Origin of the sequence: Clostridium polyendosporum (assembly GCF_018332455.1) — a bacterium.
In the GTDB taxonomy this organism is placed as follows: Bacteria; Bacillota; Clostridia; order Clostridiales; family Clostridiaceae; genus Clostridium_AY; species Clostridium_AY polyendosporum.
Window position 1 is genome coordinate 1 of sequence record NZ_BOPZ01000025.1, and the last position, 22,799, is coordinate 22,799.

At 32.1% G+C, this 22,799-nt stretch carries 21 protein-coding genes; 14 read left to right on the forward strand and 7 right to left on the reverse strand.

Annotation, left to right across the window (positions count from 1 at the left end):
- Positions 1-246: 246 nt before the first annotated feature.
- Positions 247-813, reverse strand: a complete 567-nt coding sequence (locus tag CPJCM30710_RS13215) for a hypothetical protein (RefSeq protein ID WP_212904647.1) — start codon at positions 811-813, stop codon at positions 247-249.
- Positions 814-1,121: 308 nt separating this feature from the next.
- Complete coding sequence (locus tag CPJCM30710_RS13220) at positions 1,122-1,472, reverse strand: DUF6514 family protein (protein WP_212904648.1); 351 nt, start codon at positions 1,470-1,472, stop codon at positions 1,122-1,124.
- Between the two features lie 728 nt (positions 1,473-2,200).
- Between CPJCM30710_RS13220 and CPJCM30710_RS13225 the strand changes: the two genes are divergently transcribed.
- From CPJCM30710_RS13225 to CPJCM30710_RS13255, 7 genes are all read left to right on the forward strand, one after another.
- Positions 2,201-2,929, forward strand: coding sequence for a DUF421 domain-containing protein (locus CPJCM30710_RS13225; RefSeq protein WP_212904649.1), 729 nt, complete (start codon positions 2,201-2,203; stop codon positions 2,927-2,929).
- 852 nt (positions 2,930-3,781) lie between these two features.
- The gene (locus CPJCM30710_RS13230; RefSeq protein WP_212904650.1) at positions 3,782-5,275 is read left to right on the forward strand and encodes a phytoene desaturase family protein; all 1,494 of its coding nucleotides are present in this window, start codon (positions 3,782-3,784) and stop codon (positions 5,273-5,275) included.
- A 16-nt stretch (positions 5,276-5,291) separates the two neighbouring features.
- Positions 5,292-6,140 (forward strand): hypothetical protein, encoded by an 849-nt coding sequence (locus CPJCM30710_RS13235; RefSeq protein ID WP_212904651.1) that lies wholly within the window; start codon positions 5,292-5,294, stop codon positions 6,138-6,140.
- An 88-nt stretch (positions 6,141-6,228) separates the two neighbouring features.
- The gene (locus tag CPJCM30710_RS13240) at positions 6,229-7,119 is read left to right on the forward strand and encodes an EFR1 family ferrodoxin (protein ID WP_212904652.1); all 891 of its coding nucleotides are present in this window, start codon (positions 6,229-6,231) and stop codon (positions 7,117-7,119) included.
- A 300-nt stretch (positions 7,120-7,419) separates the two neighbouring features.
- A complete protein-coding gene (locus CPJCM30710_RS13245) occupies positions 7,420-7,791 on the forward strand; it encodes a GntR family transcriptional regulator (protein WP_212904653.1) in 372 nt (123 codons plus the stop codon).
- 5 nt (positions 7,792-7,796) lie between these two features.
- Positions 7,797-8,651 (forward strand): ABC transporter ATP-binding protein, encoded by an 855-nt coding sequence (locus tag CPJCM30710_RS13250; protein ID WP_212904654.1) that lies wholly within the window; start codon positions 7,797-7,799, stop codon positions 8,649-8,651.
- Positions 8,652-8,653: 2 nt separating this feature from the next.
- On the forward strand, positions 8,654-9,316 hold the full coding sequence (locus tag CPJCM30710_RS13255; protein WP_212904655.1) for an ABC-2 transporter permease: 663 nt from the start codon (positions 8,654-8,656) through the stop codon (positions 9,314-9,316).
- A 297-nt stretch (positions 9,317-9,613) separates the two neighbouring features.
- Here CPJCM30710_RS13255 and CPJCM30710_RS13260 read toward each other — a convergent pair whose 3' ends face one another.
- Positions 9,614-10,156, reverse strand: coding sequence for a recombinase family protein (locus tag CPJCM30710_RS13260; RefSeq protein WP_212904656.1), 543 nt, complete (start codon positions 10,154-10,156; stop codon positions 9,614-9,616).
- Positions 10,157-10,332: 176 nt separating this feature from the next.
- On the opposite strand from CPJCM30710_RS13260, the gene CPJCM30710_RS13265 reads away from it, so the two are divergent.
- The 6 genes from CPJCM30710_RS13265 (at position 10,333) to CPJCM30710_RS13290 (ending at position 15,923) form a co-directional block, all read left to right on the forward strand.
- A complete protein-coding gene (locus CPJCM30710_RS13265; protein WP_212904657.1) occupies positions 10,333-11,796 on the forward strand; it encodes a SulP family inorganic anion transporter in 1,464 nt (487 codons plus the stop codon).
- 52 nt (positions 11,797-11,848) lie between these two features.
- The gene (locus CPJCM30710_RS13270; protein ID WP_212904658.1) at positions 11,849-12,268 is read left to right on the forward strand and encodes a universal stress protein; all 420 of its coding nucleotides are present in this window, start codon (positions 11,849-11,851) and stop codon (positions 12,266-12,268) included.
- 403 nt (positions 12,269-12,671) lie between these two features.
- Complete coding sequence (locus CPJCM30710_RS13275; protein ID WP_212904659.1) at positions 12,672-12,980, forward strand: DUF2892 domain-containing protein; 309 nt, start codon at positions 12,672-12,674, stop codon at positions 12,978-12,980.
- Positions 12,981-13,247: 267 nt separating this feature from the next.
- Positions 13,248-13,973: a ferritin-like domain-containing protein gene (locus CPJCM30710_RS13280; RefSeq protein WP_212904696.1), complete on the forward strand. Its 726-nt coding sequence runs from the start codon at positions 13,248-13,250 to the stop codon at positions 13,971-13,973.
- A gap of 85 nt (positions 13,974-14,058) precedes the next feature.
- Positions 14,059-14,325, forward strand: coding sequence for a hypothetical protein (locus CPJCM30710_RS13285; protein ID WP_212904660.1), 267 nt, complete (start codon positions 14,059-14,061; stop codon positions 14,323-14,325).
- 500 nt (positions 14,326-14,825) lie between these two features.
- The gene (locus CPJCM30710_RS13290) at positions 14,826-15,923 is read left to right on the forward strand and encodes a hypothetical protein (RefSeq protein WP_212904661.1); all 1,098 of its coding nucleotides are present in this window, start codon (positions 14,826-14,828) and stop codon (positions 15,921-15,923) included.
- A 20-nt stretch (positions 15,924-15,943) separates the two neighbouring features.
- On the opposite strand, the gene CPJCM30710_RS13295 is transcribed toward CPJCM30710_RS13290, so the two are convergent.
- From CPJCM30710_RS13295 to CPJCM30710_RS13310, 4 genes are all read right to left on the reverse strand, one after another.
- On the reverse strand, positions 15,944-16,264 hold the full coding sequence (locus CPJCM30710_RS13295) for a lipocalin family protein (RefSeq protein WP_212904662.1): 321 nt from the start codon (positions 16,262-16,264) through the stop codon (positions 15,944-15,946).
- Positions 16,265-16,352: 88 nt separating this feature from the next.
- Positions 16,353-17,297 (reverse strand): zinc metalloprotease, encoded by a 945-nt coding sequence (locus CPJCM30710_RS13300; protein ID WP_212904663.1) that lies wholly within the window; start codon positions 17,295-17,297, stop codon positions 16,353-16,355.
- A gap of 551 nt (positions 17,298-17,848) precedes the next feature.
- Entirely contained in the window at positions 17,849-19,153 is a 1,305-nt protein-coding gene (locus tag CPJCM30710_RS13305) for a glycosyl hydrolase family 18 protein (protein ID WP_212904664.1), read from the reverse strand.
- A gap of 193 nt (positions 19,154-19,346) precedes the next feature.
- Positions 19,347-20,468 carry a 4Fe-4S binding protein gene (locus CPJCM30710_RS13310; RefSeq protein ID WP_212904665.1) on the reverse strand — a complete coding sequence of 374 codons (1,122 nt, stop codon included), beginning with the start codon at positions 20,466-20,468 and terminating at the stop codon, positions 19,347-19,349.
- Between the two features lie 777 nt (positions 20,469-21,245).
- Between CPJCM30710_RS13310 and CPJCM30710_RS13315 the strand changes: the two genes are divergently transcribed.
- Complete coding sequence (locus CPJCM30710_RS13315) at positions 21,246-22,664, forward strand: NCS2 family permease (protein WP_212904666.1); 1,419 nt, start codon at positions 21,246-21,248, stop codon at positions 22,662-22,664.
- Positions 22,665-22,799 lie beyond the last annotated feature (135 nt).

A 22,799-nucleotide genomic window follows, 5' to 3' on the forward strand; every position in this document is an offset into this window, starting at 1 on the left:
AGATTTATATAAAATTTTATTCAAATTAATAGAAAAGCTCTCTTTTAAAATTTATCCACAAGTTTGCTAGAAAACCCCTCTGTTTTTTAAACAGGGGGTTTTTCAGCAAACTGTATAAAGCATTAGTAACTTATAATGTTACTAATGCTTTATTAATTTAATAGATTTACTTTGTTGGTAGAGAGTTTTCATAAATCATTTTTATTCAAAAACTTTAATATAAAAAAATTTTGAAAATCTATATTTTTATCGAATAAATCTAATTGCTGTTAGTGTATTAGGCCCAATATTCTCGATAATTAAATTAGGATTAGGGTCACTAACAGATAATAGAACTTGGTATCTAACATCAAAAAGTTGAGTATTAGGTACATCAACATGTGAAAATGGCTCTAATACTGAATCGTCTCCTGATGTATTATCTATTCTAAATCTCGAAGAATAGATAGTTACAGGTGTACCACTTAATGGAGAGCTTCTTGTGATAGTTATGGTAACACGTGCTGTAGCATTACCACTATCATTAGATAAGTGGACAACACCACTTAACCATACTCTATCTCCTGGGTTTATTGTGCTAAAATCTACCTGAAGAACGGGCGTATTTACTGATATAAGAGTATCTATAGGTGGGGTTATTTCATCATATTTAAATTCAACTTTATCATGATAACCAAAGCCTTCTTGCCTATTATCATTTTTATCGTTATCGCAGCTTATATTCATATAAACCTTCTGAATAGTATTTCCTGAATCGCTGCAATCCTCAGGGTATTTTTGGTGGCAATTTTGTACTGGACCGCAATTACTCATAAGGGTAAGTTCCTCCCTTTTATATTTTCTAATAATAGTATATTAATAAGAGATAATATTGTCACAATATGACGAACGTTTAAAATAAGATGGTTTTCTATGTTTTATCACCTCTTTTGAGCTGGTATCATCCGTGTAGAGATGCCTATTAAAATAGCTGAAGAGGAAAAGGCAGAGCATGCATTAATCTTTGAAAGTAAAGTAGATAAGATTAACATTGAATTTTGTGATATATATTCTAATTAAAAAAAATGACAAAGGTTAATAATCCCTTGTCATTTTTTTAATTAAGATAGATATATATATTATTAATTAGCTGTTCTAGCTAAAGCAACCTCAAAGTCCATGATATATGTATCTGCATACTCACCTAATATATCTATCAAGTGTCTTGGAGACACTCCATTATCATATACCATTTTTAATAAATTATGTACTTTATGTGTTTGTGGACTTATTGAAGCTATGGCTTCTATTTCAGTATTTATTAAATTACCATTGATGATATCATGTCTTTCAACTTCTATTCCGTAAGTTTGAACATTCACTTTGTCCTCACCTATTGGAAGTCTCAGTTCGTTCCTTACTAATTTATAAAAATATTTATAATTAACTTCATTTTGAATTTCGTTTCTAGTTAAGATTTCTACAATTTTCATTTAAATATCCCCCTATAAAATATCGTTTTGTATTAAGTGGTTCCAAATTAATTTATTTCAAGTAACACATTTAATTTACTGTCTTTATCCTATAAAAATAATATCACTTTATTAAAAAGAAATATGTCACTTTTTATAACTTAATAAAAACAAATTATCCCTTTGAAATGACACAATTACTCATATCGGGTTGATTTCATAAATCAGTAATTGTAATGGTTGGTATTCATTTACATATATTATGAAATATATTACATTTATTACGAATTATTTGTCGAATAACAAAGGTTATTGACTATATTTTTTTAAATTTTATCAATAGTTTTCTTGAATTTATTGTCCTCTATCCTTAGGTGTTTATAGTATATTCTACTAAAGTGAAATTTCCTATTACTGCACATATATCATATTCATTATAGTTTGTTATTTTATATTTTTCTTTAAAGAAATTTAAAACACCTTATTGCAATATAAAGTTAAATATTAATTTGAAATTTTCTTATATTACGAACAAAAGAGGGTTACAGGGGTTATCCTCCATTAGTATCATCTTTCTATCAAAACACATATAGAGACAATAGTAAGGGTTAAATTTTTGCTATTAATTTCATAGCATTATGATATATTAAATGTAAATGTTTGATGAAAATGAGCAACCTTTGAAAGTTTCTTGTGATAATTGGAAACACTAAATCTATAAATGATATTGTTAAGGGAGATGTATTTATATGCATTTAATTAAAGAACTTTTAATAGTTAGCGGTAGAATAGTAACTATCTTACCTTTGATGTTAGTTATAGTTTTGTACATGGGGAAACGTTCTATTGGTGAGCTTCCGGTTTTTGATTTTTTAGTAATAATTACATTGGGGGCAGTAGTAGGAGCTGATATAGCGGACCCCAAAATTGAACATATACATACCGCAGTAGCAATTGTTCTAATCGGAATTTTTCAGAAGATAGTGTCCAAATTGAAGATAAAGTATAGAAAGTTTGGACACCTAATTACATTTGAACCTACGATAGTTATACAAGATGGTAAGTTTATAGTATCAAACCTCACTAAGATACGTTATTCAATTGATAATGTTCTTCAAATGCTAAGAGAAAAAGAAGTGTTTGATATAAGTGAGATATTCTTAGGAATTGTGGAGTCGAATGGTAATATTTCAATACTTAAAAAGCCTAATAAAGCTGAAGTAACTATTGAAGATATGAATTTAACTAGGAAAGAGCCTTCTTTATCTTATCCAGTGATAGTTGATGGAATATTGTATAATGATACTATAGTAAAGCTTAATCTATCCGAGACTTGGTTAAAACAACATCTAGCTAACCTCGGCATAAATAGCTTAGAAGAGGTTTTTTTTGCTTCAGTAAATATGAAAAGAGAACTGCACGTTTCACCGAAAAATTATATGAAAGATAATAATGAAGTATTACCTATATATAATTAAATAGTTATTAAAATATCGTATTATTTAGAGTTAAATTTTATGGTGTTATTACGTTGCAACTTTCTTATATTACGAACAAAAGAGGGTTATAGCGAGCCAACCTTCAGTATATCTCCGTATCAGTATCATCTTTCTATCAAAACACATGCAGAGACAAATAGTAAGGGTCAAAAAGAACACTTATAGAAAAAACGTAGTAATATTAATGGTTAGAGGCCCTCAAGTGAGATAAATACACTTGAGGGTTTTGGTGTGTGGTAACATATTAGAGACTGTGGAAACATAAGTATATACAGAAAAAGGAATGGAGTTTTCTGATATAGTTGTCAGCAGGTAACTGGTAGAGTGTGTAGTTCGACGTACAAGATGTTAAGGTGTAATATAAAATTAAAATAATATAAGTTTTTGAATTAATTTACAGTTTATGAAAATAATGTTATTATTAAACAAGAGTGAATTGCATAAATTTGGAAAATAGTATTCCGAATAATAAAGAACGTTGTGATAGATATAGATACACAACTTCATAACTCAATTATAATTCATGCTATGGAAGCTCATATTAAACTAAGAATTTTAGAAAAAGCATTGTATGTCGAAGTTGTTTGCTACAAATTTCACAAAGTGTAATTTTATTTAACATTAATTGTTTAACAATTAATGTTGTTTATCTTTAATTAAAGAAGAATAAGAAATAGGTAAAATTGCATTAAGTAAATAATCAAAACCTGTAAGCTTTTATTAATGTGATACACATATATTTACATAAATATTTTAATTTATAGAGATGCTTTTAAGACACCGATAGCTAAGTAGCTTTGTAGAATACTAATAAAGTAAAGGGGTAAGATTATGAAGAAAATAATTATAATCGGAGCTGGTATTGGGGGATTATCTGCAGGTATATATGGATTAAAGGCAGGCTTTGATGCAGAAATTTATGAGATGCACACTGTTCCTGGGGGAGAATGTACGGGATGGAACAGGGATGGTTACCATTTTGATAGCTGTATACACTGGCTAACAGGTACCAAAAAAGATACACAGCTTTATAAAATGTGGTGTGAAGTTGGTGCTCTTGATAACGTAGAAATATATAACCATGACTATTTTACTTGTTATGAAAAAGAGGGAAAAAAGGTATATATATATCGTGACATTGAAAAGCTTCGTACTCATCTTTTAGATATTTCACCGGAAGATAAAAATCAAATTGAAGAACTTTGTAATTACACCAAAAGATTTCAAACCTGTTATGTGCCCGCAGATAAGCCTCAGGATATGATGAATTTTTTTGACTTTTTAAAGATGATAAAGAATATGAAGTCTGTTCTCCCACTTATGTCCAAATTAAACAAGATTACCGTAAAAGAATATTTAAGCCGATTTAAAAGTTCGCTTATTCGTGGTGCGTTGTTAAGTTCTATAATGATTGATTACTATTCATCTACAGCTTTATTTTTTACCTTAAGTACATTCACAGCTGATAACGGAGGTTGGCCAAGAGGGGGATCTCTTGCTATGTCAAAAAGAATGGCAAAAAGATTTGAAGATTTGGGTGGGAAGATTACCTATGGAGCAAAGGTAGGAAAAATAATTGTTGAGAATAATACTGCAACAGGTATTGAACTTTTAGATGGTAGAATAGTAAAAGGCGATTATATAATTTCTGCTACCGATGCAGATGTTACATTAAGTGAACTGCTGCAAAACAAATACAAAGATAAAAAGTTTGAAATTATGTACTCCAATCCTCAAGATTATCCACTACCTAATTGCGTTCAGGTTTCTCTTGGTGTTAATGAGGATTTGTCACATATACCTCATTGTATAAGCTTTCCTACAACTCCTTTTGATATAGGGGGGAAAGTAATTGACAGTTTAGTAATAAAACATTATTACTATGAGCCTGATTTTGCTCCAAAGGGTAAGTCTGTTATAAATTGCGTTCTTACGAATTGTGATTATGACTTTTGGAAGAAAAAACGTGAGAATATATCAGAATACAAAGCCGCAAAGGCAGAGGTTGCAGAAGAAGTTATGATTAGAATTGTAGAGCGCTTTCCTGAACTATTAGGGAAATTTGAGGTTATAGATGTAACAACACCTGTTACCTATGAACGCTACTGCGGAGCATATAGAGGTGCTTGGATGTCTTTTGCCATTACTCCAAAGGGAAAATTTATTTCTCACAGTGGCATTTTAAAGGGATTAAATAATTTTTACATGGCTGGTCAGTGGACCTTATTTCCAGGTGGATTACCAAGTGCTTTGGTAAGTGGCAAGTTTGCTGTTCAACGTATATGTAAAAATGAGAAAGTGCCTGCCTCTTTACATTTACATTAATAAAGGAGTGTTTTCTATGTATGCAAGTTCCACAAAAGTATCAAATTTTGAACGCATATTTATTTCTCTTAATGCAATCGTTTCTGGAATTGTTCTTACATTTCTTGCTGTAGAGGGACCCTTGATATTAAACAAATTAACTTATAAGACGTCACCTTCAAGTATTTATCAGATACAAGGGCAAGATTTAATAAATCTTATTTTATTAAGTCCTTTATTAATTATTGGAGGTATGCTTTTATTATTTAAAAAAGAGAGTTATAAATATTTTTTAATTTTAACGCCATTAACTGTAATTTATTATGTATTAAGCTATACAATTGGTATGGAATGGAGTCATCCAACCTATTCTGGCAACAGCGAAAAGTATGCATATTACTTTTTATATCTTTTAATTAGTTCATTATTAATATTATTTTATACACTTCCTGCTTTTAGAGGAGTTACCATGAACTTTAAAAAGAGAAATTTAGCAGTTTATTCTATAATTTGTATAGTGTTTTCCCTTATGTTTGCATCGATGTGGTTAAAAGAAGTAAATGAAGTTGTTGTTAACGGGATAAGCAAAACATATAATGATGCTCCAACAGTATTTTGGGTTATTCGTTATTTTGATTTAGGCTTTTCCATTCCATTAATGTTATTAAGTACGTATTTACTCTGGACAAGACCTCACAGCAGTTTTTCAATTCAAATGTTGTCATATGGTTTTTTTATTACTATGATTACAGCTGTAATTGCAATGGGAATCTGTATGCTTATAAATGGTGATCCATTAGCAACAATACAACAGTTGCTATTTTTCTGTGCCTTAGGAATTATAGTATATTCAGGTTTTATCTTTATTTTGAGAAGTGTTAAATAGTAAAGAGATGCCAGCCTCTTTACATTTACATATTGATACTGCCCAGATTGTTTAGAAAAAGTAAAAGCAGTTACAGGAGGTATATGTTGTGAGTGGTATAGTTTACTACTTTACAGGGACAGGGAATTCTCTTGCCATAGCAAGAGATATTGCTGAAACCATTAATGCTGAATTAATCTCTATTTCTTCCGTGGTTGAAAATGAAACTGTAAAAACCGATGCTGATATGATAGGAATTATTTTTCCTGTTTATCATCAAGGGATTCCTTATATTATAAAAAGGTTTGTAAACAAAATGGTTAATCTAGACAAAAAGTACGTATTTGGAGTATGTACATACGGAGACAGCCCGGGTATTTCACTGGAATATCTGGATAAGGCGATAAAATCAAAAGGGGGTAGGCTTTCTGCCGGGTATGGAGTAAGAATGCCCTATAATTATTTAACTCCTTCTTTTGTGATAAAGGATTTTTTCAACTCTTTTGGACTAAGAGAAATTACCATAGAAAAACAACAAAAGATGTTTAATGATTGGGATAAGAAACTTGAAGGAATTAAAGAAGACCTTCAGTCTAGAAAAATAGGGAAACTTGAAACACAGGCAAAAATAATTGAAAAATTAGTAGATTTCCTTAATCTAAGAGAAACGCTGCAAAAAACAGTATGGCTTAAGATTGCCAGATTTGAAGGCTATACAAATCTTTCTTTTGTGGAGAGCTTGCAATTGATGGATAGTGCCTTCAATTGTGACGAGCGATGCAATGGATGCGGAATTTGCTCTAAAATATGTCCGGTTAAAAATATTAAAATGGTTGAGGGAAGACCTTTATGGCAGCATCATTGTGAGCAATGCTTTGCTTGCTTGCAATGGTGCCCAAAAGAAACTGTGCAATTTAGAAATGGTACAATGTGTGGGAAAAGATATCACCATCCCAAGGTAAAGTTATCAGATATGTTATCTCAGGGTGAATGTAGTTGATTTATTAAACAGGAGAAATTCATATTAGTATTAAATAGAGAATACTAGGTTCTGGAGTATTATTTTTTAACGATCGGTGCTGGAATCTGGCTGAGTAGTTTTAGGAAACTTGATTTTAGATGTAGTTGAAGATAGCACAGAGATTGAATGTGAATTTGAATAGGATAAAAATGAGTCGATTGGGGTGTCAGAGAATCACCTTGATTGGCTTTTTTTCTTTATTAAACCAAATATTGACAAAGGTGATTATACTGTATATAATGTAATATATACAGTATGCCGGTAAGGAGGTATTATTAATTGAAAATACTAATCTCCAATAAATCTGGGTTACCTATTTATGAGCAGATTAAAGTACAGATTAAGGAGCAAATAATGTCTGGTGAGCTTGCTGAAAATGAATTTTTACCATCTATACGTCAGCTTGCAAAGGATTTGGGAATAAGTGTTATTACGACCACAAGGGCTTATTCTGACCTTGAAGCTGAAGGATTCATAGCTACTATGCAAGGAAAGGGAACTTTTATACTTCCGAAGGACAATGAAATGGTAAGGGAACAGTATTTAAAACGTATTGAAGAAGCATTCACCTCTGCCATTGAAAGTGCAAAATTAGCCAATATATCAAATGAAGAATTAATAATGATTTTAGAAAATTTGATGAAGGAGTGAAATTTATGTATGCACTTGAAATAAAAAATTTAAATAAAAGCTTTGGAACTTTCAATCTTGAAAATATTAATCTAAAATTACCGGAGGGATATATTTTAGGATATATAGGACAGAATGGAGCGGGCAAAACTACTACAATTAAACTTATTATGGAGCAACTTAAACGTGACAGTGGAGAAATAATTGTATTTGGTAAGAACTATACCGATGATGAAATTGCTTTTAAAGATATTATAGGATATATTGCAGATGAATGTTATTTCCCAGGATGCTTTACAGCAAAGGATGTAATGGATAGTTTGAAGAGTTTTTATAAATCATTTGATGAGTTCAAATTTAAATCATATATAGATAGGTGGGGCATACCACAAAATAAAAATATTAAAAACTTTTCAAAGGGAATGAAAATAAAACTAATGTTTGCTAGTGTGCTTTGCAGAGAGACAAAATTACTTTTATTGGATGAACCAACAAGTGGACTTGACCCTGTGATTAGAAGTGAGATATTAGAGTTGCTTCAGGAGTATATATCAGATGGTAAAAGAAGTGTGTTATTTTCTACTCATATCATGAGTGATCTAGAGAAAATAGCAGACTATCTCTATTTTATTGATAAAGGTAAAACTATATTTAATGATACAAAGGATAATATTTTAGAGGATTATTTATTGGTTAAGGGTGGCAGAGAAGATTTAACAGAACAAATAAAAGAAAAACTAATTGGTTATAAAAAATCTAATGTTGGGTTTGAAGGACTAATTCATTTAAGAGACAGTAAATATATGGGCAAAGGGTTGTTGCTTGAAAAACCTTCTGTTGAAGATATAGTAGTATTTCATATAAATGGTGCGAGGGGGTAATTATGATGAGAGCTATAAATTATTTAAAACTAGATATTAGAATTATGAGAGGTACATTAAAATATTTAGTGTTAGTTCCATTAGTATTTATTTTCTTAACTTTAAAAGATTCATCTGCTATGGGCTTGGGATACTTATTTTTCTTTTTAATCATAATTGCAGCAACCCCATTTACTGTTGAAAGTAACGAAAAATGCGATAAGATGTATTATATGCTTCCTTCTAAAATTTCAAGTATGGTTCTAGGCAGGTTTTTATATTTAATTAGTACGATTCTTATTGTTTGGATAATAGATGGAAGTGTAATGATGTATCTTTATAACACAAATACATTGAGTGCGTTGGAAGCTATAGCAATTTGCTTATCAGGAGCAGTAGCTACTATAGTTTGCTTCTGTCAATATCCTATATATTATAAATTTGGTATAGAAAAAGGTAAGATTTTATCTGCGTTATTATATACGGTACCTGCATTTATTATATTCGCATTGCCTTCAGTTTTAAGCAGTAGTAGTATTTTAACACCTCAATTTTTGGATAGAGTTTTAGCTTTAACTATGAGTAATAAAATTAGTCTATCGCTTTTAGTCGTAGTAATTATTAGTATTATAGGCATTGTATCATACTTATTTTCATGCTCTATTTGTCAAAGAAAAGAGATATAATGTTTAGTATATACTGTATGTAGAAGTATAAATCTAAAAATTTTGCCCCCTCTCACTTTTAGGGGCATTTTTACGTAAAAATCATAATTCTGAGTATCAATACATCTTTCTATCAAAGCACACATGGAGACGGCCTTAAGGTTACAAAGAAAATATAGTTGAACCCTGATTTTATCAGGGTTCTTTTTATACAGAAACATGTATCTACCCTAAGACGAGGTTAGGAAACATTATTTTTCTGTGTTATAACATTTAATACGAGGTAGATTACATGTCTGAGATAACTATAAAAAATATCTAATTCTCTAGATATCTATATAATGTAGATTTGCTAATTCCAGTTTCATTTTTTATTTCAGAGAGACTATATTTCTTACTTTGATACATAGCAATAGCACGTTTTACATTTTCATCAGGTTTTCTTGGTCGTCCTGTAGTGATTCCTTTTTGTTTTGCTTCATATAATCCTTTTTTTGTTTTTTCGCTTATTACATCGCTTTGAAATTCAACAAGGTGTTTTACAATATCAGTGAAATGATATCCAGTAGTATTACTTGTATCAATCCCTTCAGTAAGAGATTGAAAATAAGCACCTTTCGTATTAATTATTTCTAATAACTCGACTAAATGACGTGTTGAATCAGCTAACGTAAAAAGTTTTGTAACGACTATTTTATCACCTTTTTTAAGGATGCTTAACATATTTTTTAGTTGAGTTCTTTTTTTTGCTGATGAATGTTCCTCTGAAATGATTGTTGTACAATTTGCTTTTTTTAAGTTCTTTAGTTGATCTTCACATTTCAAATCTTCTTGATATGGTCTCATATATCCAATTAACATAGATGCTCTCCTAGTATTTAAGATGTTTCTTTTATTATACCATAATTTTTTTTATAAAATGGGTTCCAAAATGGTTCCGTTTTGGGATCGTATGTGTTAAACTATTTTTAATGTGTGGCAAACTTGAGTTTTATAAGAGTTAAAAGTAAAAAATAATAGAGTGAGGTGTATAAAAAATGATTGAGAAGTTAAAAACAGAATGGTTTTCAAATGTTAGAGGGGATATCCTTGCTGGGATTGTTGTAGCATTAGCATTAATTCCAGAAGCAATTGCATTTTCCATTATTGCAGGAGTAGATCCAATGGTTGGATTATATGCATCTTTTTGTATTGCAGTTATCATTGCGTTTGTAGGTGGTCGTCCTGGAATGATTTCGGCGGCAACCGGTGCGATGGCACTACTAATGGTTCCTTTAGTAAAAGAACATGGACTGAATTATTTGTTAGCAGCAACAATATTAACAGGTATTATACAAGTGATTTTTGGTGTATGTAAAATAGCAAAATTAATGAAATTTATTCCACGAGCTGTCATGATTGGTTTTGTAAATGCATTAGCAATTTTAATTTTCATGGCTCAGGTACCACATTTTATCGGAATTTCTAACATGACATATATTTTTGTAGTAATTACATTGATGATTGTTTACATATTACCTAAATTTATTAAGTCTATTCCAGCGCCATTGATAGCTATCATTTTGTTAACAGCTGTCTCTATTTTTATGAATCTAGACTTACGAACAGTTGGAGACTTAGGATCTATCACAAGATCGCTGCCTAAGTTTTTTATTCCAGATATTTCATTTTCTTTTGAAACATTAAAAATAATTTTTCCATATTCTATTGCTTTAGCGATTGTAGGTTTATTGGAGTCTTTATTAACATCATCAATTGTAGATGATATGACTGAAACAGAGAGCAATAAAAACAAAGAAGCTAGAGGTCAGGGAATTGCGAATATCATTACAGGTTTCTTTGGTGGTATGGCAGGTTGTGCAATGATTGGACAGTCTGTGATTAATGTTAAATCAGGGGGACGTGGTAGACTGTCCACTTTTGTGGCAGGAATATTTTTAATGTTTTTAATTATTGTATTAGGTGATTTAGTCGTGCAAATCCCAATGCCTGTTCTTGTAGGTATTATGATTATGGTATCAATCGGTACGTTCGACTGGTCTTCGTTCTCTTATTTAAGGAATGCACCTAAAAGTGATGCTGCTGTTATGTTAGCAACAGTTATCATTGTAGTTGCAACGCATGACTTATCAAAAGGTGTTATTGCAGGTGTTATATTAAGTGCACTATTCTTCGTTGCTAAAATTTCAAAGATACAAGTAATTGAACGAAAAGAAAATCAAAATATAATATTTGATATAAGAGGTCCATTATTTTTTGCATCTGTTCAAGGATTTGTAGAATCGTTTGATTTTACTACAAAGAATACAAAGATTATTATTGATTTCTCCAATACACATATTTGGGATGATTCAGCTGTGGGAGCTATTGATAAAGTAGTCATTAAATATCATGAAAATAATAATAAAGTCACTATTCTAGGTTTAAATGATTCTAGTAAAAGATTGGTAGATAGACTAGCTATATATAATAATCCAAATGTAAAATTAGCAGCACATTAATATAGCATTAGAAATAGGTAAATATGTAATAATATATATTAGGGGTGGGTAAATGTATAATAATATATTACTGGCTGTAGATGGATCAAAACATTCACTTCGAGCAACACAAGAAGCAATAAAAATTGCTTCATTAGCCAACAAATGTATGATTCAAGTTATAGTTGTGATTGATTTTTCACAATCAACGAGTGAGGTTCTTCATGCTCAAGGAAAAGAAGAATTAGAATTGTCACGACGAAAGAAACTTTTACCTATTGAAGAAAAGCTAAAATCAAGTAATTTATCTTATCAAATTAAGATATTACATGGAGAACCCGGTCCAACAATTGTAGACTACGCAAATAAAGGAAAGTTTGAGTTAGTTGTTGTAGGTAGTCGCGGTCTTAATTCATTGCAAGAAATGGTATTGGGCAGCGTTAGTCATAAAGTAGCAAAAAGAGTTCAGTGTCCTGTTTTAATTGTGAAATAGAAACAACTATTTTAAATAAGCATTTTTAGAACTAGTCCAAATTAGAAATGAATAAAAATCTCGATTTTGATGAATCTCCTTTCAAAATCGAGATTTTTTTATATCAATATAGTTTGATTACATTTGTCTAGTAAGGCTTTGAGTAAGAATGCTTATAACAGTAACTATAAACCAAACCATAACACCTAGATTATAGGTTTAACCCCGGTTTTAAGCATTTTTTCAAGTCTGAATTCAATCTAACTGCCGTAAGAGCCATGACTATCATAAACTTACGTACTATATTTATATAATGAATAATATTAAAGGAAACAGAAATCAGATGAAATATCTTCGTAATAAATTGTATGTATTGGAGTAAACTAAAAATATTATTAAAATGAATATGCGAGGAGTGTATAAAATGCTAAAGAGCATATTGTCACCTACTACGCAAAGGGTCAGACTGCACACGAAAGAAAAGATAAATAAGAGAATTCAAAAGAAAACACAAAAGAATATTGAATATTACAAAACTAGAAGCAGGAAAGAAATTATAGCCAGAATTGAAAACTTAGATAAAGAATGGGATATTGAAAGAGCTCTAGAGACTAACGCGGCTATTATTATTCTCCTTAGTGTTTTTCTAGGGATTATTACTAATAAAATAGGTTGGATTATACTTATAGGTATTATTTCGGGATTTTTATTACAGCATGCACTTCAAGGATAGTGCCCTCCTATACCTATATTTCGCAGGATGGGTATAAGACAAGTTTTCCTCTGGAACATCTTCATGAATACCTAATTTTTAATATAACTCTTTTATTGCAGCAGTAGTATTTAGCTAAATAAGTTTATAATAATCGATAATTAAAAGTAGTAATGATGATGTACAAACATGGAAAATGAAATGCAAATAAAGCGAGACTCACATTTTTACACTTAAACCATACTATATTATTGAATTATTATTTTAGGAGGAATTATAGTGTACATTATGCCTAGGGCAGAAAATCCAACAATGTATAATCCACAATTACAAGAGGCGCTTGAAGGAGTAAAAAAGGGAGTTCAAGGTGAAAGAGAAGATGAGCTGTTTTATGAGTATCTCATAAGTGTGGCACCTACTGGAGAGGAAAAAGAAATTATAGCATCTATAAGAGACGATGAACGTAGACATAATAGATTGTTTAGAAGAATTTATAAGGATTTTACAGGAATGGAGGTTTCTGCTGGTGAAGAAGAAACTTTTGAAAGACCAGAATCATACCTGGATGGTATTAAAAAAGCTTTATTCGGAGAATTAAGAGCAGTAGAGAAGTATAGAGCAATTAGAAGAGGACTGCCTATGGGTCCATATAAAGATATACTATTTGATATAATTACAGATGAACTAAAGCATTCCTCAAAATATAATTATCTATTTACACTAAATAGCAGCATGAACGTTCCATCTATGAATGGAAGTATAACACCGGATAAATCTAAATTTAGTCCCGATGACTGGGTAAGATATATTACTCCTTTAGTAAATCGTGCTTTAGCAGAAGCTAAAGAAGGAATTAACCCAGAGCACTTATATCAGGAATTTATTTTGTCAGGTGTCCTTGTAGGCTTGGGTAAGACTCCTCAAGAAGCAATTGAACAAGTTGAAGAATGGGAAAAAACTGGTATATCTCAACTACTTGCAAAGAGTAAGATGGGCAGAGGTTACTATTATTAAAACTATTTATGTTTTATATGTAAAAGGAGCTGTGAGCTGGCAGTTCCTTTTTCTATAACTTTTAATAAAAAGTGGTAACTAGTAAATGAGGATATCGCTTTTTATTAGAAGTGGTATTAAAGGTAAGATTTTATCTGCATTATTATATACAGTACCTGCATTTATTATATTCGCATTGCCTTCAGTTTTAAGCAATAGTAGTATTTTAACACCTCAATTTTTGGATAGAGTTTTAGCTTTAACTATGAGTAATAAAATTAGTCTATCGCTTTTAGTAGTAGTAATTATTAGTATTATAGGCATTATATCATACTTATTTTCATGCTCTATTTGTCAAAGAAAAGAGATATAATGTTTAGTATATATTGTGCGTAGACGTATAAATCTAAAAATTTTGTCCCCTTTACTTTTAGGGGCACTTTTACACAAAACTCATAATTCTGATCTTTGTATCAAAGCACACATGGAGATGGTCTTAAGGCTACAAAGAAAATGCAGTTGAACCCTGATTTTATCAGGTTTTTTTTATACAGAAATCTATTGCCATAGGTGACTTAATAGCTTATGCAAATGAATATAAAGATTTCAATGAAGTCTATTTAAAATGTGGTAATCTATGTAGAACTGTCATAGATATTACAGAATAAAGATTAAAAGGAATATGGTGGAGAGTCAAACTATGAATAAAAGTAATTTAGTAAGAATTGAACGCGTGGCACAAAACACCTTCAAGTTACTTACAGAACTTCTGAAGGAAGTTAAAGCTCTTAAAAAAAAGTCATCGGCTGAAGCTTTAGTAGCCGATCCGGGTTTTCGGAGTGATTGGGATCGGATTAACAGGCGGACTCGGGGATGAAGCAATTTATCCTGGTTGCTGGAGTTGACTATGAGTTCAAAGGCGTCGATTTCCGAGTGTTCTGCGACAACCGCATGAAGCGCATCCTTCTTGCCAACAGGGTGAAAGAGGAAATGACGTTCAAGATCTTCGACTTTCGCCGAGGTGAAGTCGTGACCCACGATATTACCTATCCGGGCGGCAAGCAGGCAACTAAGACCACTAAGCTGACACCCTCTCCCTTTAAGAGCATCTCCAGAGCCAACTATGACCGCTCTGTAAGTAGTAGTGGCGAAACGGACTATCGTTTCAAGGACGGACAGCGTAATACGATGTCCATCCTTGATATCTATAATGAAGTGCAACATATTGGTGCCAGTGCGCCTGGTACACTCTTCGAGCTGAGCTTCTTTTCTCACTCCTGGATAGATGGACCGATTCTCGTCAACAGTTATGATGACGGCATAATGTATATCACTGTACCACCGTCCACCACGCCAATGCCATTTGTCTTACCATCAGGTATGCGTGATCCAGACGACATGGACCCGAGAGCCGCCAAGGACTTCATCTCCCCGACGATGAATACCACTGCGCTGAACAACTTCCAGAAGGCCTTTCACGGAAGAGGGTATATCTGGATCTGGGGATGCACGTTTCCCCTCCCAGTCCATGAGATCTTGGTTAAGATCGAGCATCATCCGTCGTACAAAGAGAGAGGTCTAACAGATGATGTGGTATTCAAGATCACGAACTTCAATGCAGCGCAAGCAGACTTTCTGGAAAGCTGGATAAAGACTGAGCTGGGCGGACCGTTCCCCGACAAGAAGAAGATCGAGATCAAGTTCAAGTTCCTGAAGTACTTCTTTTGTAAGGTGACTAGAGCGAGCTACACCTACCACATCGCCAGGAACGCCAAGGTAAAGGCGTATGGTGGGCTCATGGGTACGTATTCTGTTTACGACTCTGGATCGCTTCCATTAATGAGTGTGCACAAGGGATTTGTCCGGCATTTTAATTTCTATAAGAACTACCTTGGCTTTGCTTTCGATCCCGAGGGGCGGATGTATGGAGAGTATAAACCCGGTTTTACTTGTACTGTTCCTAGGCCTTAGACTTGTCAAGTATTAATTCACTAAGTATTGGTTGAAGGGCTTTTAACTTTCAGTATATTATTCTCACATTCGATAATTTCGAGATTTTGTTTGTCCTCATCAACAGATACTTGTAAGTTATGTGAGTTTTTCATTTGCCATTGACCTTTAGACACTTCATTTACATCAGCTGAACCAATATTAGTTTTTATGAAGGTTCCGTCATGCCTAAATTCCATGCCACTTCGACCACGGGAAGGTGGGAAATTGAAAGGCTCTGGTCTAAATACCATTATGTCATCCTTATCCTCTTCGAAGGAATGACGCCATTTTTGATAAAGCTCATTAGGTACGTGGTTCATATTTTTCATCCTTTCTTTTTATAAGATTATAAGTAAGGAGACAAGATGGATACTCTCTAGCGAAGAGATATAGCCATCTTGCAGCACTTTAAACTAAAATTGGTTGTTGTAAAAAGGATGATCGAGGCCCATTAAGGCAAGCATGCATTCTATCTACTTGACCTTTAGTAAACATAACCATAACTTTATCATCCACATAATCCATATAATTCATAAACATGTCTCCAGTAGGACCGTTATTACAAGTGATATGAGGGAAGATTGTATTACTACCGCGGTTAGGCACAGCTTGATTTGGAGTATCTTCTACTTGGTCTGAGCCTGAACATTTATTGGGCTTAGACTGATCATCACCCCAAATATGGCGGAGATTTAACCAATGCCCAATTTCATGAGTTGCAGTACGTCCTAAGTTAAATGGTGCTTGGGCTGTTCCTACAGTCCCAAAAGCTATATAGTTAATAACGACACCATCTGTTTCGTCAGGGCCACCTGGAAATTGAGCGTAACCTAGAAGACCACCTTCAAGAGGACATACCCATAAATTCAGATATCGATCTGCTGGCCAAGGATCAGCACCACCTGAACTTTGGGATTTCACGGAATCGTCGTCATGAGAAAAGGAGATTTTAGTCGTTTGCGTTACAGTTATACCATTTGTCTGATTACCATTAGGGTCTTTAGTTGCAAGATGAAATTCAATTAAAGTATCTGAAACAAGGTCTTTCCATTCAGAAGGAACTTGAGATACATCTAAATTTTGAGCGCGGAAATCACGATTTAGTACATCTATTTGGCTCTTGATCTGAGCAATAGATATATTTTGGTCAGGTTTGTTCCACACAACATGAATAACGATTGGAATTTTTACTACATCTACAATTGCATTACGAGAAGTATCTTCCATAAGATTTAATGTCATATTTTCTATTTGAGTTCGTGCTTCCCTATACTTTGAAGATTCTCTTAATAATCTTTTATGTACATCTTCTGTAGCGCAAGTTCGTCTAAGTGGCTTTGTTAATTCACTCATTTTAAACCATCTCCTTAGTTGTTTTTATAGAAAATTAGTATAAGTATTTTTTACAAGCGTTATATCACTGGTTATTATCTTGAAAATTTAATAATAATGCTTGTACTTATTTTGGCATAATAACTAACATATTATATTCTGTATAATTTATATAGTTTTATTCAACAATACAAGGTAACTTTGAACTTTTACCTCTAGATAAGGTGAAGGATTAGTATACTTTTCTTTTTCATTGTTAATGTTAATATGAAAGCTTACCAGTAAAGAGATTTAGATTTAAGTAGCAGTTAGTTAAACCTGAAGTATTCATATACTCAGCTTTTAGTCTAGACTGCCTAAATCTCAGATGTAAAAGCTGAGTTTTTATATTTAAATATTTAATCATAAGTAAGAAGTTATGAAAATAAGGCTGTGACAAAAGTATGAAAATACTTAGTCACAGCCCTTGTATAAGAAAGTATGGCTTATTTTCCAGTCTGTTGAGACTGTATTCTAATCATCTAATAACCATGTAATTACATTTGCTTTTCAGCATAGTGACACGAATGCTACTACCTCAATAACTTGCTGACACGGAAAACATCATTTAATACCAACCAATTTTGAGGAAAAGAGAATGATATCTCCCAATAGCTAATTCCACGCAACTTGTATGCTTTTACAAGGTTATATTTTACTTGAACACTACGTGCGTCTTCAAACCAAACTTCATGTTTGATCCCATCTTTATCTGTATATAGGAAAAAGGGTGATTGATAAAGATAATTGTATTGAATATCAGCTCTATATGTTGATGCGCGAATAACGGCTTCATACGAACTTATCATTTCTGCTGTTGTTTCTCCTTCTTTAAAAGGCAACTTCCAATCATATCCATATAGAGGTACACCCATCAGAATCTTATCACGGGGAATTACAGATACCGCGTAATCAATTACTTTCTTGACCTCGTTTATAGGAGCTATAGGAAATGGAGGACCTCCCACCCATCCCCAATCATATGTCATTATAACTACAAAGTCAGTTAATTGTCCAAGTACTGCATAGTCCTGAGCTCCAGATAATATGCCGCTTGTCGTGTCGCTTGTTTTGGCAGCCAAAGCAATTGAGACTGAATACCCTTCAGGGTGTAGGCGGTCTACTAACTGACGTATAAACTGGTTGAATAAATGCCTATCTTCAGGGTAAATAAATTCAAAGTCAACGTTTAAACCGAGATAACCCTTGCTTTTCATTGTTGTAAGAATATTTGAAATTAAAATGTTTTGAACTTCACTACTAGAAAGTATAATGTGTACAAGCTCGGAGTCAAATCTATTTCCTACAAAATTTGCTATGACCATGATAGGGACTAAGTGTTCAGATTTTGTAATTTTAATAACTTCAGTATCATCCATCAGAGAAACATATTTATTTGCTATTATTTGTGATGGAACTATGCTTCCATCCGATTTTACGTAATAGCTAAAGATACTCACAGATGATAAATAACGACTATTCTTAATAACAGCTTGCTGGCCTACGGTGCCAGTTTTTGACAGATAACCGTTTACTTCTATAACTGGTCTTCTCATAAAAAGCATTTGTCCAGGATATATAAGTAATGGATTGGCAATATTATTGTCACTGGCAATTACCTGGGGTGAAGTTCGATATTTTTGTGCAATTAACCAAAGACTTTCTCGTGGTCTTACCATATGTGTTCCGGCTGGCGTGGGAATTACCAAGGCCTGGCCAATTACAAGCAAATCTGGGCTTTGAATTTGGTTTGCTTCGATAATTCGTGACATATCAATCCCATAAAACCTAGAAATTTTCAACAAAGTATCGTCTTTTTGTACAACATGAATCTGCAATTGATTCCTCTCTTTCACAAATATTTTTCACTCTCTTATATGCAAAAAACAAACTAGTTATGTTTAATAATTCAGCGAAAAAAGATAAGAGGAGACTGATATAAGAAACTTCTGAAAATGAAATAGTTATGTACAGTTATAGCGTATTGGAAAAGGGAAGGATACAATTTATGACCTTCCCTTCTTTAATATTCTAGTCTTTTCCTAATATGTCTTTAGCTTCGTCACTTGAAAATTCAGGTATAAAATTTTTTACATCTTTAAATCTTGTTTTCTCTGGTACATTTTCAGGAATATCTAATTTTTCATATAACTCTTTAATATCTACCTTTAACCCGTTAGCAACTTCTTTTAAGGTCATATAACCTTTTATTTCATCAGCGGTGATGGTTTGGTTGGCAGGAATAGGTGCAGGTAATGTGTTGTAAATTCCTAAAGATTCACTAATTAGTATGCCACTGAAAAATAGCACTATAACCATGGTAATAGTTAAAGCAGGCTTCAATGATTTAGTAACTTGTCTATTTTCTAAACATCCATCTTTAGGACAAGAAAGTACGCAAAGCTGACAATTTATACACTCTGCAGAGGTTATTTGATTACTGTTAGCTACATCTATGTTCATAGGACAGTTTTTAGTACAAAGATTGCAGTTTACACATTTTTCCTGATTTTTTACTATCTTATATGGACTAAATTTTGAAATCAAACCATAAACAGCACCCATAGGACAGAGGTATTTGCAGAAAAATCTATCATAAAGTATTGAGCCTATAATAGTAACTATTAATAGTATAAAGCCAACTAAATTTTCGTCAATTAAGGATGAAATGCCTTCACTTAGGTGTGCGTAAGCAGCCCAAGGGTCGTAAGGTGACATCCATAGTCCAGCGGTTTTCCAAGCATAAAATATTGTAATTAATAAAACTAAATATTTAAGATATCTTAAATAGATATCAATTTTTCTCGGTATTTTAAAACTTTTCTTAAAAATCTTCTTACCAAGCAAAGCAAAAAATTCTTGTAAGGCACCAAATGGACATATAAGTCCGCAGAAACTTCTTCTAAATATAAGTGCTATTATTATAGTAAGTACAAAAAGAACCATTGTTCCTGAATAAATCTTTTCAATAAATGTTCCGCTTCCAATTAAACTATATAAGCCTTCTAATGCACCATAAGGACACAGAGCATGTATAGAAGCAGCTTCCCCACCACCTTTTATTTGATGTAAAAATCCTTGAATTGTGATTAAGATTAAAAATAATGCCAGCAAACCCCATCTTATAAATTTTATCTTCTTATTTTTGTTCAAATAAAACACCTCCATTAAATGTATGACTTAATGGTATTGCATATAAGTGATTAACTTATGGGATAATTGTGATGAGATTGTGAAATCAGTGTAAATGATAGTAGCATTAACTGATATTAATAATATATGCTGGAATATTTGGTAATTGGTGTATTGATTAAATTAATATAAGCGAAGAATAGGTTAAGTTTCAGTATTACTATAATGGCTTTATTTTTAAGCTGAGATTTTAATTGTAAAATTACCTGAAGAAAAAAACAGGAGTGTGAAAAAGTTTGTAATTTACAAGCGTGAATTAAACAATTATGACTTTAATAGTGGAGAAATATTGAGGATAAAGGACGGGAATTCATTGAACTTTGGTGGGGCTAGTGGTTCCATACTTATTAGTAACTAAATAATTTTCATAATAGACGACAAAAGTTAAATATTATATATAAGAGAAGGAGCTCTAGATTAATTCCAGAGCTTTCTTAATAGTATAAAATCGAATTTAAAAATAGAGTGCCAAAGAAACCTAATAAAAATAACAATGAAAACAATATTAAAAAATCTATTTTTTTAGAACTTCTCTTTTTCATATTTTCACCTCAGCTAAATTATTACCACTAAAAGGAAATTTATAACAAATATAGAATATACATATAATAGCAATTTAGGAGGTTATTTACTGTGAGACCTATACTAATGACAGAGACAGAAACGCCCCAAAAGCAAAATTAAATATGAGGTTGTATAAAGAATTATCCGATTATTTTTAAAGGATGGGGGATGAAAATGGAAAAATTTTTTAAATTAAAAGAAAATAATACTAGTATTAAAACTGAAGTTATAGCTGGTATTACTACATTCATCGCAATGGCTTACATTATATTTGTTAATACTAACATACTTGCTGGTGCAGGTATGAATGAACAAAGATTGTTAGGGGATGCAGTAGGTAAGGCAGGACTTAATGCTTTTAATGATTCAGTAATAGGTGCGGTGTTCGTTGCAACAATCATTTCAGCTATAATAGGAACACTTATCATGGGTCTTGTAGCTAATGTTCCTTTCGCTCAAGCCGCTGGAATGGGAATGAATGCATTTTTTACTTATTATGTAGTTTTAACGTGCGGATTATCATGGGAAGCTGCTCTTGCAGTAGTATTCATTTGTGGTCTTATCAACATTTTTATTACCATAACTAAAATAAGAGTTGCAATTATTAATGCTATACCAGAATCTTTAAAAAATGCAATTGGTGCTGGTATTGGATTATTTATAGCAATTATAGGTTTTAATGGAGCAGGACTAATAGTATCAGATCTAGCAACATTAATTGCTATCGGAAATATAAAGTCTCCTACAACTCTCCTTGCGATTTTTGGATTAATCGTTACTGTTATATTAATGGTTAGAAGAGTTAAAGGTGCAATATTATTAGGAATTATTTTGACAACTATTGTTGGAGTAATTGCACAATTAGGATTTAATGCTAATTTAAATATAATTATTCCAGAGAACTTTAGTATTTTTTCAGCACCTCCAAGTTTAGCACCAACATTATTTAAGCTTGATTTTGGAGCTCTGTTTTCTGCAAAAGTTGGACTTTTCACTGTTATTGCAATAATTATTTCTTTTAGTCTTGTAGATACTTTTGATACAATAGGAACCTTCATAGGAACTGGAGCAAATACTGGTGTATTTGATGAAAAAAATGATAAACCAGGAAAAGGAATATTCCCAAGAAAATTGGATAAAGCTTTATTTGCAGATGCTACAGCTACTTCAATTGGTGCATTAATGGGTACAAGTAATGTAACAACCTATGTAGAAAGTGCTGCAGGTATAAGTGAAGGTGGCAGTACTGGATTAACTTCCGTAGTAACTTCAATATGTTTCTTTCTAGCCTTATTTATATCACCACTTGTTGGTATAGTGCCAACTCAGGCTACAGCGCCAGCACTGATAATAGTTGGTTTACTTATGATAAGTTCTATTACAAGAATAGATTTTCAGAACTTAGAAGATGGTATTCCTGCATTCTTTACAATTTCAATGATGCCATTTTCTTATAGTATTGCAAATGGTATAGCTGCTGGATTTATTTTTTATGTTATAGTTAAAGTATTTAAAGGAAAAGCTAAGGAAGTTCATCCTATAATGTATATATTTGCAGTACTGTTTACATTAAAATTTATAATAGGTGTATAATATTAAATTTTTATCTATCAATAGAATTAAAACCAAACCGCTAAAAACGGTGGCTAGTTTTTTCGTAAAAATAGTTATATATAAATTGAGTGCTATTCTCTGTTGTTAAGAGAATAGCACTTTATTATATAGTAT

Coding starts and splice junctions, on each gene's coding strand:
- CPJCM30710_RS13215 (WP_212904647.1), bottom strand. CDS start 813: ATGAGTAATTGCGGTCCAGTACAAAATTGCCACCAAAAATACCCTGAG.
- CPJCM30710_RS13220 (WP_212904648.1), bottom strand. CDS start 1,472: ATGAAAATTGTAGAAATCTTAACTAGAAACGAAATTCAAAATGAAGTT.
- CPJCM30710_RS13225 (WP_212904649.1), top strand. CDS start 2,201: ATGCATTTAATTAAAGAACTTTTAATAGTTAGCGGTAGAATAGTAACT.
- CPJCM30710_RS13230 (WP_212904650.1), top strand. CDS start 3,782: ATGAAGAAAATAATTATAATCGGAGCTGGTATTGGGGGATTATCTGCA.
- CPJCM30710_RS13235 (WP_212904651.1), top strand. CDS start 5,292: ATGTATGCAAGTTCCACAAAAGTATCAAATTTTGAACGCATATTTATT.
- CPJCM30710_RS13250 (WP_212904654.1), top strand. CDS start 7,797: ATGTATGCACTTGAAATAAAAAATTTAAATAAAAGCTTTGGAACTTTC.
- CPJCM30710_RS13255 (WP_212904655.1), top strand. CDS start 8,654: ATGATGAGAGCTATAAATTATTTAAAACTAGATATTAGAATTATGAGA.
- CPJCM30710_RS13260 (WP_212904656.1), bottom strand. CDS start 10,156: ATGTTAATTGGATATATGAGACCATATCAAGAAGATTTGAAATGTGAA.
- CPJCM30710_RS13265 (WP_212904657.1), top strand. CDS start 10,333: ATGATTGAGAAGTTAAAAACAGAATGGTTTTCAAATGTTAGAGGGGAT.
- CPJCM30710_RS13270 (WP_212904658.1), top strand. CDS start 11,849: ATGTATAATAATATATTACTGGCTGTAGATGGATCAAAACATTCACTT.
- CPJCM30710_RS13275 (WP_212904659.1), top strand. CDS start 12,672: ATGCTAAAGAGCATATTGTCACCTACTACGCAAAGGGTCAGACTGCAC.
- CPJCM30710_RS13280 (WP_212904696.1), top strand. CDS start 13,248: ATGCCTAGGGCAGAAAATCCAACAATGTATAATCCACAATTACAAGAG.
- CPJCM30710_RS13285 (WP_212904660.1), top strand. CDS start 14,059: ATGAGGATATCGCTTTTTATTAGAAGTGGTATTAAAGGTAAGATTTTA.
- CPJCM30710_RS13290 (WP_212904661.1), top strand. CDS start 14,826: ATGAAGCAATTTATCCTGGTTGCTGGAGTTGACTATGAGTTCAAAGGC.
- CPJCM30710_RS13295 (WP_212904662.1), bottom strand. CDS start 16,264: ATGAACCACGTACCTAATGAGCTTTATCAAAAATGGCGTCATTCCTTC.
- CPJCM30710_RS13300 (WP_212904663.1), bottom strand. CDS start 17,297: ATGAGTGAATTAACAAAGCCACTTAGACGAACTTGCGCTACAGAAGAT.
- CPJCM30710_RS13315 (WP_212904666.1), top strand. CDS start 21,246: ATGGAAAAATTTTTTAAATTAAAAGAAAATAATACTAGTATTAAAACT.